We start from the raw sequence: 16,730 nt of genomic DNA, 5'->3' as shown, positions 1-16,730 counted from the left end.
GAATAGGATTTAAAGTTGGGAGTGATGGACCTTCTTTCTTCTGAAATGAAAATAGAGTAATTGCCGTCCACTATCTTCTTTACATAGAAGTTGATTTGTTCTTTCCGGCAGATGAATGTGAGTTTGTCCAGGTCGCGGCGGTTCATTTACATTAGATATTAAATTCATTTAAGCATTGGTGAGTGATCTATAAAAAGTTATATTGAAAATAAAAAACATGCTTGACTATTATCAACTCTCTCAGCTTGCAAAAGATAAAGAACAAGAAATTAGAAATATATCTGAACAAGCTCATAAATTCTTTAACAGTTTAAAAAATTCTATTCAGGAAAAATTAAACATTCCCAGAAATCCTAAGAATGTACATGAGTCAAAATTACAGTTTTATGATTCTGAACATGAAAATCAAACGCCTCACGCTGAAAGCGCTCTTATATATAGTCCTGAACAACGCGGATACTATATTAAAATGATTTTTGATCTTGAGCCAAATCAAAATGACGAGATAAATATTTACCCTGGGCCAAGGATTGCCATGGGGTTTTATTTATCCTACAAATCCAAAAAAACTGGTAATGTTTTTTCTTGCAAAATTGAAGGAGCAGAGTCAGGAACAGAAACAGAATATCCAAGTAAGGGAGATTGGGACTTTAATAGACTGATTGAACTTATATCTACTCACCTAAAAGAAACTTTAGAAAATTATTATGAGATCAACAGATTAAGCGGAGAAAAAAGGAAGATAGGATTTTAAAAAACCGCCAGGCCATCACACCCAGCGGTTACACTTAATTATCAGGCATCATGACAACGCCTAATGCCTGCAATTAAGTCAATGTAAAATTACTGTACAATACACATTATACAGTATAGTGTATACAATACACTGTATACTATTCGTTTTCATCAGCCCATTTATCAAGGACTTTATGTATTAATTCCCCAGGGAAAGCAAACCCACGCTTTGCAGCAATTTTCTTGTATCGCTGTAGGGTATTCGTTTTCATCCTGAAGGAACTGTATTTGTCATCATTAACTTTTCTCAGGTCATCAAACATATCTTTGCTCTCACTGGATTCTTTTTCACTACCCTTTGTAGCTTCACTCATTAGGTCTCTTCTTGATCTTGACTTTGCCATCACTTTATAAGTTTGAGGAATTCTTTAATGTATTGATTGTATTCATCGGTCGGATCATCAGGGGAAGTAATCTCATTTACTGTGCTCACATCCCTTTTGTACCTGGCCAGATTGCTAATGTAAGCTGTCATAAGCTCCATGCCGTTATACCCATCTAATCCGGATAGTATTGCATGCTCTACGGTCCTATCTCTTTTATTGATGATACCAACTACCGTTTTATCCTGCTTATCAACCAGAGGCTTTATTTCGTCCAGGAAAGCCCGGGCAGACTTCACGTCAAAAGGAGAAGCCACCAGAGGAACAACTACAATATCTGAGGCGCTTATGATTAGATTCGTTTCCTTCTCATCTATCCGGCCCGGAGAGTCAATGAAGATCAAATCATATTCCTGATCGGATTTATCTACCAGGTCAATGAATTTCTCATGACTTCCTTTTTGCTGCCAGTTGAAAAACTCTACCGGCACCCCATTGTCTGGATTGCCTTCCAGTTCTCTGAGGTCTCGTAAAGTGCCTTGCTTATCTGCATCTATGATAAGCACTTTCTTTTTGGTTCGGTTATGTATCGCAGCCGCTGTAATCGCGGTAAGGGTGCTCTTCCCAGATCCTCCCTTTTGAGTTGCGAATGCTACTATTATTGCCATGACTGTAAATATACACTATACAGTGTAATGTACACAGTACACTAAATAATTATTTACCAAAAAACACAATTATTTTGCAAAATGCCTTATTAAAGCAAATAAATCAAACAAATGTACACAGTATATTGTATATCTTATACATTATACATACATTAGCATTACACTTAATTATCACTTAATCATTTTTATCATGACAACTACGAAAGCAAGCCAGACCATCACACTGGCAGAGATTCAAAGCAAGATTCATGTTCCTAAATCACAGTGGAACGATCACAGCAAGTTCAATTACAGAAGCTGTGAGGACGTATTGAACGCAATTAAAAAAGTAGTGCATCCGCTGGGCTACTGGATAACCTGTCAGGATGATATCATCCAGGTAGGAGATAGGATCTACATCAAAGCTACTGTTACCCTTACCAATGGAGAACAGACCTTTATCAATGTTGCTTATGCCCGGGAGCAGGAAGTAAAGAAGGGTATGGACAGCATGCAGATTACAGGCTCTGCCAGTTCCTATGCTCGTAAGTATGCGCTCAATGGACTGTTTGCCATTGATGACATAAAGGATGCTGATAGTCAGGATAATAAAGCAGAAGAGCCGCAACCTGAAAAGGGTAGTACTACCGTTACTACCCCCGCAAAAAAGCCTGAAAAGAAAGAATATGTACCTAGTGATGAACCACTAATGTCATTCAAAAGAAAGTTTGCCGGGGGTACACCTGGACAAATTGAAATGCTTTTTGATATGCTGATTCTATTGACTGATAAGGATATGGAAGAGGCAGAAGCTGAGTATAACCGCCGGGGCCGTACTCGTTCAGCCATTAGTGATTTGATTACCAGGTATCAGGCAAAAGTTGATAAGCTAAAGTCTGAGGATCCTGCTACCATAAGCTATAAGAAGGACCTCATTAAGAAGCTTGCTAATCCTTTGATTACCGAAGAAGAGCGTACTGCAATGATCTCAGGTATCAATAAGATGACCTTTGGTAGGATCACTAAGGCAATAGCTGAATTAGAGCAGACCATTGCAGAACGTCAGTACACCCAAAAACAGACAGCATAATGAAGCCAGTAGATAAAGAGAAAGTCATTTGCCCTGAATGCCGGGGCAGTGGCTTCAAAGATGAGCATGTCTGTGATGAATGTCACGGATCCGGAGAAGTCAAGCCTAAAACCAATTCAAATAAATAATCCACCTTTAATCTTTTCAATTATGAGAACTGAGAATTTATCACCCGAACAAAAAGAAAGTATTATTAACGAAGTATCAGACTTTATTTTTGAAACTGGAGGAGTTGAATCTGTCAAGCCAACTCTTGATGAGATATTTGAAATCACCATGACTAAATTAAGTGGAGAATTTGGAGAAGATTATGCTAAGAAAGCTTCAGAGTTTTACTTTTTGAAAAAGCAAATCTTAAGCCTTTTAGAGAGTGTTGAAGATACGATGAAAGCAAAAGAGGTTGCCTGATGGGCTTTAGATTCCAACAAAGAAAGAAGATTACCGACTGGCTAAGGCTAAACTTTAGCCGGTCCGGTATTTCTCCCAGTATCCGCACTAAGATAGGCTCATTCAATCCTAACGGTTTTAGCCTGCTTACAGGCATCCCGGGCCTAACCTATAGAAAGGGTAGGGGCAAGGGTAATAATCAAATAGGGCTTATCCTGTTGATCATAGGAGGGTTAATTCTGATAGTGGCCAATGTTTGCCGGTTGTTGTGGTATCTGGTTGCTTTGTTGGTTGGATTCATTAGGCATCTGATAAGGTAGTCATGCCTTACGATTGTATCACTTAAGCCTGGCTAAAGCTGGGCTTTTTCTTTTTCTCACCAGCTGATAAGCAAGATGTGTTTTTGGTGCCCCCAAAACTCTTTTAAGGACTGCTAATGCTCAATTTGGGTAATGTTGGTTGACGTTGGCTAATTTTGGGTATAGTATAGCTTAATTTGGCTTACTATAGCCTAATGTAGCTTAGTGAAGCTTACCGGAGCCTAACGTAGTCTACTGTAGGTTAATGAAGCTTACCGGAGGACTTAAGGGAAAGGAATCTGCCACGGCCCCATTTAGGCCATTTCGTTAATGCTAGGATTATGATAATTTACGGGGAGGTAACCCTATGAATTTAGGTAGTTACGAGCTTGTTTTATAAACTTTATCCTCTGAATGCCTACAGGCCCAGAGTAATCTGGTATTTTTTCAAAATATTCATCTACTGCTTTCTCTCTTTTTTCCCTAGAATCTCTAGATTCATACAAGTAATAGTCTTTCATTTTTTGGCCTAACGCATTAATATCAAAGCCTTCAGAAGTCATTAAATCAACCACGGCTTTTTCTCTCTTTAAGGCCGATTCAACTTTTTGCATTATACTTTTACAGAAGTGATGCATCATCATAGTTTCAATATTTAAGACATGGCCAATATTTACCAAAGTTTCTTCTTCAATAAAAAGCTCTACTCTACTGTAAGCTATATTTGTTTGATTATAATATTTTTCCATCTCATCTAGCTTTTCTTGAATCTTATGTAGATTGCCATTATTGTACTCTACTATAGGTATGCTAAGACCATCATGAAACCACTGATTCAGATTGGCAAAATATTGAATAATAGCCTCTTTCTCTTCAGTAAATATGAGACTCTTCTTACTTGTCAGAACCTGAAGCTCCGCCCTCAAATACTCAGTTTCTTTAGTAAAGCGCTGCTTAACTTCCTCAACAGATTTGGTAAGCTCTTTTATGTCTTCAAGCTGGGCTTGGTTCTTAGCTTTTTCTCTTACATAGAAAATCAATCCAGTTGCTAATAGACTAGTGATTATCTGTAGAATGATAATTGCAAATTCCATTTGAGTAGATAAGGCTATAATTAACATTAAATCATTAATGCTAAGTTAATACATCATTAACGCTAAATTGATAGGAGTTTACGGTAAAGTCACGGAGTTTTAATGGTAAGCAACTGAGAATTTATGGTAGGTTAATGCTTGGTTTATGATACGTCATTCGCTTCTTTCTGCTTTTTTCTATCTGCATGCTGTTGAGCCCAAGATATAGGATTACTTATGAGGTCTCTCTTACTAACAGTTAAATTTGCTATAACTACCTTTTTGTCTTTTGCATATAAATGCAGCTTAATCTTATAATCCTCTTCCCCTGATTTGAAAAAGTTATACATCCTTTTGTAACTAACTCTATCAAGTCTCTCATCATCAATTCTTTTTACCAACATTGCACACATTTTTGATGCTATAGTCAGGTTAGAACAAACCATATAAGGTGTATCTTCTACTTGCCACCTGTCTCTCAGTTTATCTATACTACTTAAACTTTCATCAATCGTGTCAATTGCATTTATAAAGGCCTGCGCCTCTTCATGAGTTATCTCTTTTTTGCTGCCGACAATTTTATAAAGTCCCTCAAAATATTCATTATTCTTTTGGATCAAGAGTTCTTCTTTTAGGTTCAATAATGGCTTATTGTCCAAGGTGATTACATAAACAGAGTTGATCCTTTTCTTTTTATTCTCCATATTCAGTAGGTATAATTCACTTTCACCCTATACAATAGGGATATACTAATATACGGGAAAATATGCAGCATATTTGCTATGAAGGGTAAAATGTGTTACATATTTTGCTCTCTTAGTGATAGATTTGTGTTATAAGAAAAAGCGAGAATTGTGTATATTTAAAAACCTTTTTCGCTTCTGTCATAATTCTTTTACGACATTCCAAGCCCAAAGCCTCGACACCTTTGGGCTTTTTGCTTTTTAAACGACTGATTGTCAACTTGTTAAATACCCCCTCTTAAATATAAACTTTAACTATAGTAGTTTTGCAAGAAAAACTTGCTTAAAAATTACATTCCTTTTCACTTTGTAATAAGCTAAAATCTGCTTAAAATGGCAGTATGAAGCGCTTTGCTTCTGCCTCGTGTCGAAATTTAGAGGCTATGTCAAAAAAAGAATTATGAACAAAAATGAAATCTCTTTCATGCCAGGGCGCATTGAATCCGCCCGAATCCGGTACATTTACCGGAGAACAATCCACCGTACAAGACTTTCTCAAAGCTTTAGATCAAATTGCAGAACTGGAAAAATCCAGGGACGAACTCTTGTTATTGCTTAAGGAATTAAGCCAGGAGATAGACGAGAAAGAAAGAAAAATACTATCATTCGTTTTGCCAAAGGAGGGGCGTCCAGTATGCTAACCTCTGAGACTAAAATCATTGATGGCAAGTTAAAACGCCGGGTAGGAAGCAAGTACAAAAAAGAAGCATCGCATAGCCAATACAAACAGCGTTCTATAGAATACTGCAAGGCTACGCTTACCGAAATAGGGCTTACCAAACGCTCTAATACCATTACCGTTACAGATCCCCGTACAGGCAATAGTGTATCCGCTGAGCAATTCAGTCCAACCACTAAAATGCATATTAGCCAAAAAGGCTATGTGCAGGACCTCCACGGCATCAGCATTCTTTATACCAATCACAAAGGCCAAATCTATTGGGCTACCAATGATAAAGCTAAAGAATCAGAATTCAGAAGATTCCGTTTTGCTGCCGGCCTGGAATGGGAGAATGCTAAGTACCTTACCGATCCTGGCACCGGGTACTATGCGTTTCTAAATCCCATCTATCAGCATTTTTACAGCCAGGGAGTAAAGAGGCTTAAAAGAGTGTATCTTACTGAAGGTGAAAAGAAAGCTACAGCTGCCGGCGCGCAAGGTATACCCACGGTAGGAGCTGGGGGGATCCATCTATTTGTAAGAACCAAAAAGAACTCACTTACAGGCAAAACAATAGATGCTGAGTTCTTACCCGAGCTACAGGAATTCTTTTCTGAATATGGTGTAAAAGAAGTTGTGTACATCCATGATCAGGATGCTTTAGACAATCTCAATAAGCCAGATAGAGCAGCAAGCTTTTATGCCAGCATCCGCAATGTGTGGTATGCCTGCCAGAAGTTAGGTATTAAACTTATCTACAAGCATATTGCTGATAGTGCCCCAGGTAAAGGCCTGGATGATGTCATCAATGCTGAGCGTAGTAAGGTTGAATACATCAAAAAAGCATTAGCTACTGACAACCATACCGCATATTTTAAAAGCTTTGTTGTAGATGAGAAGAGTTTAAAAAAGATTGCCCGGTATATTCTTTCTTCAGTCAATGAAGCGCAAGCAGATTTACAGCTGAGAGTAGATAAATACACGTCTGAAGAATTAGAGCAACTCTTTAGAATCTGGAATGTGAGGCACATGTCAGCGCTTACCGCTCGTACTGGTACGGGCAAAACTGATATTGCTTACCGCTATGCCTGGCATAAGTTGAATGATCCAACATTTACCGGTAGAATTTTCTTCTGCTATCATAACAATCTGGCAAGTGAGCAGAAAGCCTCCCAGTATACCAATGCAAAGAATAACCCATCAGGTTTAGAGTTGGATATCTGCGTATACAATCAATACACAGATCCGGAAGAAAAGCAGTTTGTAGGGCAGCGTAGAATCATCAATTGCCATGCATCAAGATTGCCGGAGTTTGCCCCAGGGCCTGACGATGTTATTATCTATGATGAAGCACATAAAGGATTCATTGACAATTTTGCTGATACTGAAGCGAACTTGGAGTACATCCTTTCATGTGGCGCAAAAACAATCTTCCTTACCGGCACTGAGTTCAGAGACTTCTATAAGTCTCACAGTATCTATGAAGTTGAAGTATTAAGAGCCCAGGATCCTAAGGTTAGCATTAATTACACTGAATTGATGAAGGATGGGAAAACTTCATTCAATATTGCTCAGTCTCTTAATATCTACGCTTCAGAAGTTGAGCATTATGTAAAGCAGATTAATGCTAGTGAAGAGAAAGTATACATCATCTTCATTCAGTCTATTGATAGAATCAATCAACTGTCAAAGATACTTTCTAGCAAAGGCATAGACATTGCCCAACTGTACAGTGATGATGATATAAAGGCAAATTCTGAGATATGGAAAAGCCTGGTTAACGCCGGCACAATACCAACCAACGGCAAACCATTGGTAGTACTTACTACTCCATTACTTTATGAGTCAGCTGACGTTAAGAATACCAATATAGGACGTGTAGCAATTTTTGGTGAAAGATGGGGCCACAACATCAGGCAAATTGCCGGACGTTTCCGGAATTGTGAACAGGTTGAGATTGATTATTTCCTTACTGCAGCCGATACCAAAAGAGGTTACTACAAGTCATACCAGACTTTCAGGCAAGAGCATTTTAGCGACTTTGAAGCGCTTAGAAAAATGTATGATAAGCTGAATGACATGATCACCGTTAAGGATGCTCAGGAAGCTTCTAAGTATCATCAAATACAAAAGTCTATTATTGAGGCCTCAGACTTTCTAAGACAAGATGGCCGCTTCAATGAATTTCGAAGCGTCCGCAACTGGATCAGGCAGCGCAATGAGTGGTTATCCAATGAACAACGGGTAGATGAGCTACGCCGATATTTTACTGTAACTGATAATGGAACCCGGGAAGTGAGTTCTTCTGAAATTGAAGAGCAGCAGGAAGATGTAAAAGCTAAGAAAAAGAGTGATAAGGATATAGCTTTCAAAAAAGTACGTGAAAATCTTCAGTATGCTTTGTACCTGGTTAATACCTCCAAAGTAGATGCTAAGCTCAGACGAAAGGCCCGGGAGCAATTAACAGCAATTCCCAGCAACATACAGCAAGATCCTGATTACAAAAAATGGTGTGAAGGAATTGACCGTAATGTCAAAAAGCATATAGTAAAAATCATCAGTAAGTACCTTTACCTCACTAGCTACATGCAGGAGGATGAGGGAATGATTAATCTGATTGAAAGCAAGTATACTGAATTCAATAGCAGCGTAAAGCAACAACTAGCAATCATCTATACCCTATATGCTAAGAATCTGTCAGCTGTAGACAAAGTAAACCGAGACCTTTACCAAAGAGTAATTAACGTATTTACGGTAGGGGAGCGCTATTCGCCGGCAGAGATCAAAGAACTTATTGATTATGAGTTTAGAGACTACAAACACCTGAGGATAGGAAAGAGTCACGGCCATTTCTTTAAAATGCTTTTCAGCACAAAGAGAGACAGAAAAGGGCAATACTTAATCCAGGAGAGGATGACCATGCAGGCATATTGCAAAAAGTGTGACACTACTCCATTAAATATAAATACTATAGAGTTCTGTAACACTATCACCAATAAAAAGCAATGTGACAGTACTGCATATAATATAGATATTACTAAGAACTGTCACGTTACTATGGATACCCATAAACCAAAAGAAGAGTCACCTTTCTAGGATTATAACAAAAAACAGTTTACCCCATGTTTGAGGTACTTGTAAGACATATTGAATTGTATTTTAAGTAGTAAAAGGGCGATAATATTCGTATATTATTTTAGTCCACATACGTGAATGAGTTATGAGCGAGAAAACCACAAAAAGAGGCCCCAAAAGTAAATATCAAAACAAGTATGCCCAGCAGGCCATGAAGCTCTGCATGTTAGGAGCTACAGATAATGAACTGGCAGACTTCTTTGAAGTAACAGAGCCTACTATTAACAACTGGAAAAAGGATTATCCCGATTTTGCAGAGGCTTTGAGAAAAGGAAAGATTGATAGTGATGCTGAAGTAGCTGCAAGGTTATTCAAAAGGGCAATAGGTTACGAGCATGAAGATACTTACATCAGTCAGTACCAAGGCCAGATCATTACTGCTAAGGTCATCAAGCGATACCCACCGGACACCCAGGCGGCCATACATTGGCTAAAGAATCGCAGGCCGGACCAATGGAGGGATCAAAAGGACTTCAATCATAAGCATGAGGGAGAGCCCTATGATGTAAAGAAAACACTAGAAGAATTCTTTGGTAGCCATGAAGGGGACGATTAAACAACAGTTAGCATTTAAGTACTTGATGGATAGTACTACCAAGTACATTGCATATGGCGGAGCAGCTGGCGGTGGAAAATCGTTTCTCGGTTGTTTCTGGCTGCTATTTATGGCAAATGCTTATCCCGGTACCCGGTGGTTTATTGGCCGGGAGGAATTAAAGAGAATCCGGCAGTCTACGCTTATCACCTGGCATAAGGTATGTAAGATGAGAAAGTTTGTAGACTATCATACCAACTTGCAGGATAATTACATTGAGCTTACCAATGGTAGCCGTATTGACTTGCTTGATTTGCGTTATCTTCCTTCAGATCCATTGTATGAGCGTTACGGATCAATTGAGTATACCGGCGGCTGGATAGAGGAAGGTGGAGAAGTTGACTTTGGGGCTTTTGATACCCTAAAGGGAAGAGTAGGCAGGCATCACAATGATTTATTTGACATCCTGGGCAAGATCCTTATTACCTTCAATCCTAAAAAAAACTGGATATATTCCGATATCTATCGGCCTTTTATTGATGGCACATTGCCGAAGCATACAGTATTTATCAGGGCCTTTGTTACTGATAACCCTTATCTGCCTGCTGAATATATTGAGAACCTGAAGAATACCACGGATAAAATCAAAAAGGAACGCTTACTCAATGGCAACTTTGAATATGATGACGATCCGGCAGCATTGATAGAATACGACAGCATTACGGACCTATTCAGCAATGAGCATGCAAAAGAAGGTGATAAGTATATCACTGCCGACATTGCCCGGTATGGTACGGATAAGACTGTCATTTGTGCCTGGAATGGATTGAGGCTTATCAATATCCAGGTGGTTGAAAGAAACTCCATTACCGATGCAGCAGAACTCATCAAAAGGATGCAAAAGCAATACGGGGTGCCATCATCCAGAACGTTAGTAGATGAAGATGGCTTAGGCTCCGGCGTGGTAGATATGGTAGCCTGCAAAGGTTTTGTAGGTAATAGCAGGCCATTGAATAATGAGCAGTATGTAAACCTTAAATCCCAGTGTTATTTCAAGCTGGCTGATATGGTCAACAGTGCAAAGCTGTATGTCATGACCAGAGATACCAGTATACGGGATGCTATCATTGAAGAGCTTCAGCAGGTCAAGCAGTTGGAAGTAGACAGCGATAAGAAAAAGGGAGTGGTGCCCAAAGAAAAAGTAAAGCAAATGATAGGAAGAAGCCCGGACTTCTCCGATGCTATTATGATGAGAATGCATTTTGAATTGAAACCAGTGTATAGAGGTAAAGCCAGATTAGTATGACAAAGTATGATTTGATATACTGGAAGAAGCATTATCCGGATCCTGTTAAGCTGCTATGTCAAATGCTCAGGAGGGATGACAGCAAATTTGCTATTACCCAAAGAATGAAGCGCTATCATGTAAACATTCACAAGGGAATGCCGCAAATTTTGGCGCAAGAAGCGCAGCAAACATGGTCCATAAACTAAGAATAGAAATATCACTTTAGGGGTATCACAAAAGTTTAATAATCACCATTATGTTAAACAGGTAGGATTATACCAAGATAATGGCTATTTCTGAGGGGATTCAAGGCCATAGTTTTTATGGTTAAAATCAATATTGTTTTTATAAATCCAATCAATCAATCTTGGTGCATGAAATTTATTATTTAGAACACTATCAAAGTATTCAATAATGATGACATCATAGTTTTCATTTGAAGATTTCGGAATATAATCTTCATTGTACGTTCCATCAAAAATGACATCATTTAAATGTTTAATATATTCATTTTTACTATCATCATCAGGAACGATCACAATATATCTTTCGCCATCAATAAAAAGATAAGAATAGTCTTCTTTAATTTTTTGCGCCTGTTCAAGTGTCAATATCATGATGGTAATATACAATATATAAGTGATTGATTCATAACTGTTTAACATAAGTTTTATTAAGTAACTTTAGTGGCCTACCCATTAAAAGAGTGACACCTATTCATATAACTATACTACTAAGAATAACCGTCACCATACACCCGGTCGAATCTTTGTCGACACCATATTCGTATACTATAGTGTAATCGTCACAGGCTTTCCGGTAAGACCGGAGTTACGCCGCGGCCCCGGCTGAAATGCTGGGGCTTTTGTTTGCCTTTTATTTAATAGCCATTAAGTATAAATATTTGAAATAAAGCCATTTTAAAGGGTTTTGTAGTAGTTTACTACTTTGATATTTTGTATATTAATACGGTAAAAATCAATCAAAATTAAGGGTTTGAGAGCGGACGAAAGTGCTATCTTCTATCTAGTTTTTAAGAGGAGATTTACCAATATGATTAACTACAGATTGCAACGGTCTGGTAAGTTTATCACGTCCTATCATCCCGATAATATCACCTACCTAAGCTGCCAACTACTCACTCAAGAAAACACCATCATTGAGGCACAGAAGCGATTAATTAGATATACCAATGAAGATTAACAAGGGAATGTCCGACATCATCATCAGGCAGTTGGCTCAGGATGCTGAGTACGATAATAAAAGAGTATCACTTGATCAAAGGTTTTTACTCAATGAAATAGACCTGGAAAAGATCAGGCGGCGTGAAGAGGAAAAGAAAGCTCAGCCTAAAATGCCTTTATGGTGGCAGGAAGCACCAATGTATGCTAAGATTCTCACAGTCTTAATAATGGCTGTATTGGGGATTGTGACATTGCCTTTTTTGATTATCTCAGTCGCGGCAGTAGTGATTATCATATTTAGTAAAGACCACAAGAAGAGTAAAACACATGGCAGATCAGGAAGAGAAGATTCTGATTCAAGTAGAATTAGATCAGCAGAAGGCCAATAAAGAAGCCCAGAGGCTTGAGGCCGAAATCCAGCAATTAAGGAACCGGCAGCGTGAATTAAATAAGGCTGTCAAAGATGGCAGTATTTCTCAAGAGCAATATGCCCGGGATATATTGGCCGTTAAGAATGAAATCAAGCAGAAGTCAGCAGAGCAACGGCAGGCAATCAAGGTTAGCCAGGCAGAGGCCGGTAGTATCAATGCCCTACGTGCCCGATTAGCCGAACTCACTAAGCAACGCAATGCAGTAAATCAAAGCACTGAGGAAGGGGTAAGAGAAGCGTCCAGGCTTGACGCTCAGATGAAGCAGTTAAGCCAACGGATTAAACAAAATGAAGAGGCCGGGGATGATTACCGCCGTTCCGTGGGTAACTATACCAACTCCATTAAAGATGCTATTGGCCAACATAGAATCTATGGCGTCTCCTTGGGTGATCTTGCCGATGGTCACCATGCGGTAAGCGCTGGCATCGGTGGGAATGTTACCAAGCTGAAAGCATTCAAAGTAGCATTAGCTAGTACCGGCATTGGTTTGGTATTGGTTGCCCTGGGTAGTTTGGTTACTTACTTCCAGTCTTCCCAGCGTGGAGCAGATAAACTCAATCAATTCCTTAGCTACCTGGGGGCCGGTATGGATGTCATCAGAGACAGAGCCATACAGGTTGGTGAAGGATTATATCAATTCTTTTCTGGAAACTTTCAGCAGGCAGCAGAAACGCTCAGGGCTTCTATATCGGGAGTTGGAGATGAGATCATAACGGAAGGTAAGGCAGCGCTACAGATTGAGAGAGAGCGGCAGCAGTTAGCAAGGGACCGCATCAATCAGAAGTACAGAGAGGCTCAGCTTGAATTGCAGATAGCAAAACTTCAGAGCGATGGGGAAAATACCGAACGTTCATTACTTGCCAGGGAAAGAGATTTAACTTTAGCCTTAGAAAAGCAGGCAGAACTTACCAGATTAAAGGTTGGGTTGCTTGAACGTGAAGAAGATCTATTACGCAGACAGCAGGCATTAGGAGAAAACCTTATTGCTGATGATGAAGCTTTGCAGGAAGCCCGGGTAGCTTCATTACAGGCCCAGACTCAGGCAGAAGAAAAGCTAAGGACCATAAGCAACCAGCGCAATACTGTACGTGCCCAGATAGATAAGCAGACTACTGATGAAATCAATGAGTATAGGCTGAACAGAGAGATTATTACTCTTGAGAAACTGCAATCATTGAAGCAGGAAAGCTTAGGGGATCCGGCATCTTCTCCGGAAGTTAGGAACGCTGAACAGGTTGCAAACTTACGCATACAGGCAGCACAAAAAGAGAAAGCTGCAAAGGATGCATTGAGAAGTGCCGAGTTACAATCTGAAATAACAGCAGGTGCCACAAAAACAGAAGCAGCCCAAAACGTTGCAGGCCAGATTGTAGGTATCACTAATGAACAGACAGCCATTGGCAAAGCCGCCAACATTGCCCAGGCTACGGCATCCACTTACGCAGCGGCCAACAAAGCATTGGCAGCTTTTCCCCCTCCATTTTCTTTCATCAGTGCAGCGGCTACCGTAGGGCAGGGACTGCTTAATGTAGGCAAGATTGTGAAGCTGAATAAAGGGGGATGGGTAAGAGGCCCAGGCACCGCAACAAGCGACAGCGTTCCACTGATGGGTAGTGATGGAGAAGTAATGATCAATGCGAATAGCGCAAAGATTTTCAAACACGAACTATCAGCAATCAATGTAGCAGGCGGCGGTGTACCCTTGGTAAGAAGCTCAACTCCTAAAACACACTATGCCACAGGTGGAGTGATCCAGGCTAACCGTTCGGCTAATGCTAATGTGGAGCAAACGCAAATATTACATTATCTGAAAAACCAGAAGCCGCCAGTAGTTAGCTTCCAAGAGTTTGTGAAGCATCAGGACCGCTATAACAACAAGATCAATATCACTTCTATCTAATAATCAATTACATCTAAATCATAATGATATGGCAGAAGAAAAGAATCTCATCCCCAGGGTGGTAAAGATACCCTCCGGCGACTGGGATAAATTAGCAAAAATTGCCGGTCTACAGCAAAAGAACAGACCGGAAGTAATCCGCAGGGCCATTAAGCATTACATTGGTATTGCTATGCCTCCCAAAGCGGAAATCATGTATTCACAACTACAAAAAGAGATAAGTCATGAATGATCAGGAATTCAAAAAGACCATGGCCCAGATCAGAGCTGACCATAAGGCTAAAGCTGAGGCCAACCGCAGAGCCAGCATGTCAGAGTATGAAAGAAACAGGGAGGACCGGATTAGGAAGGTTACTCAGCAAATGGAAGATGAAAAGGCTATGAATACTCTTAAGCTGAAAATCAAAAAGTTTGTAAAGGAAGAAGAAAGCCAGGCACAGTCTAAGCCCGAGCCAAAACCAAGGAATGTACTTGATGCTATCCGTGGCCTAAGAGAAAGTCAGTATCAGAAAAGCATTCCTAGTAAAGTACTTCAAAAGCTTCCTTCCGGCAGGATAGTAGGGCTTCCCTCTGAGGTAAAAAATCAATTGGATAGCTTGTTAACCGTTGAGGGAGATATGTTTGACATTTCTCAGCAATTGGATAGGGTAATTTCATCCCTGGGAAAGGTCAACTCAAAAGCATCTAATAGTTTGATGATTAAGCTTCAATCCTGCAAAAAAGAGGCATTTGCTCATGAGTCTTCAGCCGCAGCAAACAGACAAAAGATTTTGTCCAGATACTAGAATCAATTATTAACATCTAAATCATAATTGCAATGAATGATTATTTAATTTCAGTAAACGAAAGAAGAGTAAGTGATGCTTATAGAGCAGCTAACCTCTCTCTACATTCAGTCCAGGAGTTCGCCAATGTATACAATGAACTCAGAAAGCAAGCTTCAGCCATGGAAGAAACAAGCGAAGATATGCCGGCACTGATCACTGAGTCACTGCACGCTATGCTTAAGAATCCGGATAGCATTAAGGACCTATACTTCAAAACCATTGCGGTTCCTGAAATGGCAGGAGGCTTTAAGGTAAAGCTTGAGACGCTTGATATTAAGCATCCAGATTATCAATTGGCCATCAATTATGCCAGAGCAACTATGCAGAACATTCATAAGCAACAGTATGCGGATCTATCTGCTTATGCAGTGCGTGAAGGTGGTACCAAGGTGATCATTTCCGATAAGTGGAAAGAGTCTGTAATGGAAAGAAATACCGAAAAAGCCACTACCCCAGTAGACAAAAAGGTGTATGATGCTTTGAAGCAGATAATAGCCATCAGGGAAGAGGTAAAAAAGACTACTGGTATAGAGATTAATCTTGAGCGGATTGCGCCGGCATTAGGTGGTAATGTAAGGCCCTTCAAGGATATTTTTCATTCGTCCCTTCCTTATCCCAGGAGGTCAGAACTCATTGAAGAAACAGAAGAACAGGTAGTTTAGCTTTCTTTGCTGGGAAAAGCAGCCAAAGCGTGGGAGTGCGTGCGGCTGCTTTCTGTTGTTTTTATTGATTGATTTGATTGGCCCGGTGCAGTTTTGTGCTGGGCTTTTCATTTTCCTTACACCGTAATATTCTCACTAAATAGCAGCGGTATTTTATCGCACTAGTAGCGTAATTTACATCAACATAGTTTTACTTTGTTGTTACGTTAAACATAGTTAAGCCCGGTCTTACACTCCCGGGCTTTTCTGTTACCTGGCACATGGAAGAAGAAAGAATGACCTTAGAAGGATTCATGGAGTTATCACTAACCTACCGTGCTCAATACCTTTGGGCTTATGGTAGCAAGATGACGATTAAGGTATTCACTAAGTATGCCTTTACCCTGTACCAGCTGGAGGACTTCTTTGTAGAGGTGACCTATAGCAGCGATGAGAACAAGATTACATCAATTGAAGCCTTTGACAATACCGAACATTTACTAGGCTATGTAGATGATATTCAGCTAAACCATATCCTATGAAAAAGCTAAAGTTCATCCTGGAAGTCATCCTTATGACACCCTTTATTCATCCGAACCGGTGGAAGTATGAGTATAGGAAGCTTTGCTGGAAGTATGGGTATGATACAGACTAGCGCTTCCTCCCTGCCTGGATCCATTCATCATAAGTCATATTGTGCTTACGCAAATACAGGATCTCTTCAATCTTTTCCTTTGCCAGGGAATAGGATTTAAAGTTGGGAGTGATGGA

The 16,730-nt window shown here is 39.8% G+C and carries 21 protein-coding genes; 16 read left to right on the top strand and 5 right to left on the bottom strand.

What is annotated here, in order from left to right:
* Window positions 1-217 precede the first annotated feature (217 nt).
* On the top strand, window positions 218-754 hold the full coding sequence (locus tag WJR50_RS33110) for a hypothetical protein (RefSeq protein WP_341297612.1): 537 nt from the start codon (window positions 218-220) through the stop codon (window positions 752-754).
* Between the two features lie 139 nt (window positions 755-893).
* On the opposite strand, the gene WJR50_RS33105 is transcribed toward WJR50_RS33110, so the two are convergent.
* Together WJR50_RS33105 and WJR50_RS33100 are read right to left on the bottom strand one after the other, a co-directional pair.
* On the bottom strand, window positions 894-1,139 hold the full coding sequence (locus tag WJR50_RS33105) for a hypothetical protein (RefSeq protein WP_341297611.1): 246 nt from the start codon (window positions 1,137-1,139) through the stop codon (window positions 894-896).
* Window positions 1,139-1,786 (bottom strand): AAA family ATPase, encoded by a 648-nt coding sequence (locus tag WJR50_RS33100; RefSeq protein WP_341297610.1) that lies wholly within the window; start codon window positions 1,784-1,786, stop codon window positions 1,139-1,141. The genes WJR50_RS33105 and WJR50_RS33100 overlap by 1 nt, the downstream gene beginning before the upstream one ends.
* A gap of 190 nt (window positions 1,787-1,976) precedes the next feature.
* Between WJR50_RS33100 and WJR50_RS33095 the strand changes: the two genes are divergently transcribed.
* From WJR50_RS33095 to WJR50_RS33080, 4 genes are read left to right on the top strand one after another with little or no spacing between them, the layout of a single operon-like run.
* Window positions 1,977-2,855 (top strand): ERF family protein, encoded by an 879-nt coding sequence (locus tag WJR50_RS33095; RefSeq protein ID WP_341297609.1) that lies wholly within the window; start codon window positions 1,977-1,979, stop codon window positions 2,853-2,855.
* Window positions 2,855-2,983 (top strand): hypothetical protein, encoded by a 129-nt coding sequence (locus WJR50_RS33090; protein ID WP_341297608.1) that lies wholly within the window; start codon window positions 2,855-2,857, stop codon window positions 2,981-2,983. The genes WJR50_RS33095 and WJR50_RS33090 overlap by 1 nt, the downstream gene beginning before the upstream one ends.
* A 22-nt stretch (window positions 2,984-3,005) precedes the next feature.
* The gene (locus WJR50_RS33085) at window positions 3,006-3,263 is read left to right on the top strand and encodes a hypothetical protein (protein WP_341297607.1); all 258 of its coding nucleotides are present in this window, start codon (window positions 3,006-3,008) and stop codon (window positions 3,261-3,263) included.
* Entirely contained in the window at window positions 3,263-3,562 is a 300-nt protein-coding gene (locus WJR50_RS33080) for a DUF4236 domain-containing protein (RefSeq protein WP_341297606.1), read from the top strand. The genes WJR50_RS33085 and WJR50_RS33080 overlap by 1 nt, the downstream gene beginning before the upstream one ends.
* A gap of 344 nt (window positions 3,563-3,906) precedes the next feature.
* Here WJR50_RS33080 and WJR50_RS33075 read toward each other — a convergent pair whose 3' ends face one another.
* Both WJR50_RS33075 and WJR50_RS33070 read right to left on the bottom strand, forming a co-directional pair.
* Window positions 3,907-4,635 (bottom strand): hypothetical protein, encoded by a 729-nt coding sequence (locus WJR50_RS33075; RefSeq protein ID WP_341297605.1) that lies wholly within the window; start codon window positions 4,633-4,635, stop codon window positions 3,907-3,909.
* Between the two features lie 143 nt (window positions 4,636-4,778).
* Window positions 4,779-5,318: a hypothetical protein gene (locus tag WJR50_RS33070; RefSeq protein ID WP_341297604.1), complete on the bottom strand. Its 540-nt coding sequence runs from the start codon at window positions 5,316-5,318 to the stop codon at window positions 4,779-4,781.
* A 449-nt stretch (window positions 5,319-5,767) separates the two neighbouring features.
* On the opposite strand from WJR50_RS33070, the gene WJR50_RS33065 reads away from it, so the two are divergent.
* The 4 genes from WJR50_RS33065 (at window position 5,768) to WJR50_RS33050 (ending at window position 10,994) form a co-directional block, all read left to right on the top strand.
* The gene (locus tag WJR50_RS33065) at window positions 5,768-5,998 is read left to right on the top strand and encodes a hypothetical protein (protein WP_341297603.1); all 231 of its coding nucleotides are present in this window, start codon (window positions 5,768-5,770) and stop codon (window positions 5,996-5,998) included.
* The gene (locus tag WJR50_RS33060) at window positions 5,992-9,114 is read left to right on the top strand and encodes a DUF3854 domain-containing protein (RefSeq protein ID WP_341297602.1); all 3,123 of its coding nucleotides are present in this window, start codon (window positions 5,992-5,994) and stop codon (window positions 9,112-9,114) included. The genes WJR50_RS33065 and WJR50_RS33060 overlap by 7 nt, the downstream gene beginning before the upstream one ends.
* 124 nt (window positions 9,115-9,238) lie before the next feature.
* Window positions 9,239-9,709: a hypothetical protein gene (locus tag WJR50_RS33055; RefSeq protein WP_341297601.1), complete on the top strand. Its 471-nt coding sequence runs from the start codon at window positions 9,239-9,241 to the stop codon at window positions 9,707-9,709.
* Window positions 9,693-10,994 carry a terminase large subunit domain-containing protein gene (locus tag WJR50_RS33050; RefSeq protein ID WP_341297600.1) on the top strand — a complete coding sequence of 434 codons (1,302 nt, stop codon included), beginning with the start codon at window positions 9,693-9,695 and terminating at the stop codon, window positions 10,992-10,994. The genes WJR50_RS33055 and WJR50_RS33050 overlap by 17 nt, the downstream gene beginning before the upstream one ends.
* A gap of 272 nt (window positions 10,995-11,266) precedes the next feature.
* On the opposite strand, the gene WJR50_RS33045 is transcribed toward WJR50_RS33050, so the two are convergent.
* The gene (locus WJR50_RS33045; RefSeq protein WP_341297599.1) at window positions 11,267-11,587 is read right to left on the bottom strand and encodes a hypothetical protein; all 321 of its coding nucleotides are present in this window, start codon (window positions 11,585-11,587) and stop codon (window positions 11,267-11,269) included.
* Between the two features lie 442 nt (window positions 11,588-12,029).
* On the opposite strand from WJR50_RS33045, the gene WJR50_RS33040 reads away from it, so the two are divergent.
* The 7 genes from WJR50_RS33040 (at window position 12,030) to WJR50_RS33010 (ending at window position 16,501) form a co-directional block, all read left to right on the top strand.
* The gene (locus tag WJR50_RS33040) at window positions 12,030-12,179 is read left to right on the top strand and encodes a hypothetical protein (protein ID WP_341297598.1); all 150 of its coding nucleotides are present in this window, start codon (window positions 12,030-12,032) and stop codon (window positions 12,177-12,179) included.
* Window positions 12,169-12,549, top strand: a complete 381-nt coding sequence (locus tag WJR50_RS33035; RefSeq protein ID WP_341297597.1) for a hypothetical protein — start codon at window positions 12,169-12,171, stop codon at window positions 12,547-12,549. The genes WJR50_RS33040 and WJR50_RS33035 overlap by 11 nt, the downstream gene beginning before the upstream one ends.
* Window positions 12,488-14,491: a hypothetical protein gene (locus WJR50_RS33030; RefSeq protein WP_341297596.1), complete on the top strand. Its 2,004-nt coding sequence runs from the start codon at window positions 12,488-12,490 to the stop codon at window positions 14,489-14,491. Before WJR50_RS33035 ends, WJR50_RS33030 begins: the two co-directional genes overlap by 62 nt.
* Before the next feature lie 28 nt (window positions 14,492-14,519).
* The gene (locus WJR50_RS33025) at window positions 14,520-14,723 is read left to right on the top strand and encodes a ribbon-helix-helix protein, CopG family (protein ID WP_341297595.1); all 204 of its coding nucleotides are present in this window, start codon (window positions 14,520-14,522) and stop codon (window positions 14,721-14,723) included.
* The gene (locus WJR50_RS33020; protein WP_341297594.1) at window positions 14,716-15,276 is read left to right on the top strand and encodes a hypothetical protein; all 561 of its coding nucleotides are present in this window, start codon (window positions 14,716-14,718) and stop codon (window positions 15,274-15,276) included. The genes WJR50_RS33025 and WJR50_RS33020 overlap by 8 nt, the downstream gene beginning before the upstream one ends.
* Window positions 15,277-15,308: 32 nt before the next feature.
* Window positions 15,309-15,980 (top strand): hypothetical protein, encoded by a 672-nt coding sequence (locus WJR50_RS33015; RefSeq protein WP_341297593.1) that lies wholly within the window; start codon window positions 15,309-15,311, stop codon window positions 15,978-15,980.
* A 260-nt stretch (window positions 15,981-16,240) separates the two neighbouring features.
* Window positions 16,241-16,501 carry a hypothetical protein gene (locus tag WJR50_RS33010; RefSeq protein ID WP_341297592.1) on the top strand — a complete coding sequence of 87 codons (261 nt, stop codon included), beginning with the start codon at window positions 16,241-16,243 and terminating at the stop codon, window positions 16,499-16,501.
* Window positions 16,502-16,730 lie beyond the last annotated feature (229 nt).

The sequence above is a fragment of the Catalinimonas locisalis genome, assembly GCF_038039535.1.
Lineage (GTDB): Bacteria > Bacteroidota > Bacteroidia > Cytophagales > Cyclobacteriaceae > Catalinimonas.
The sequence above is the reverse complement of the archived record's forward strand: the minus strand, read 5'-3'. Positions and strand labels throughout refer to the sequence as shown.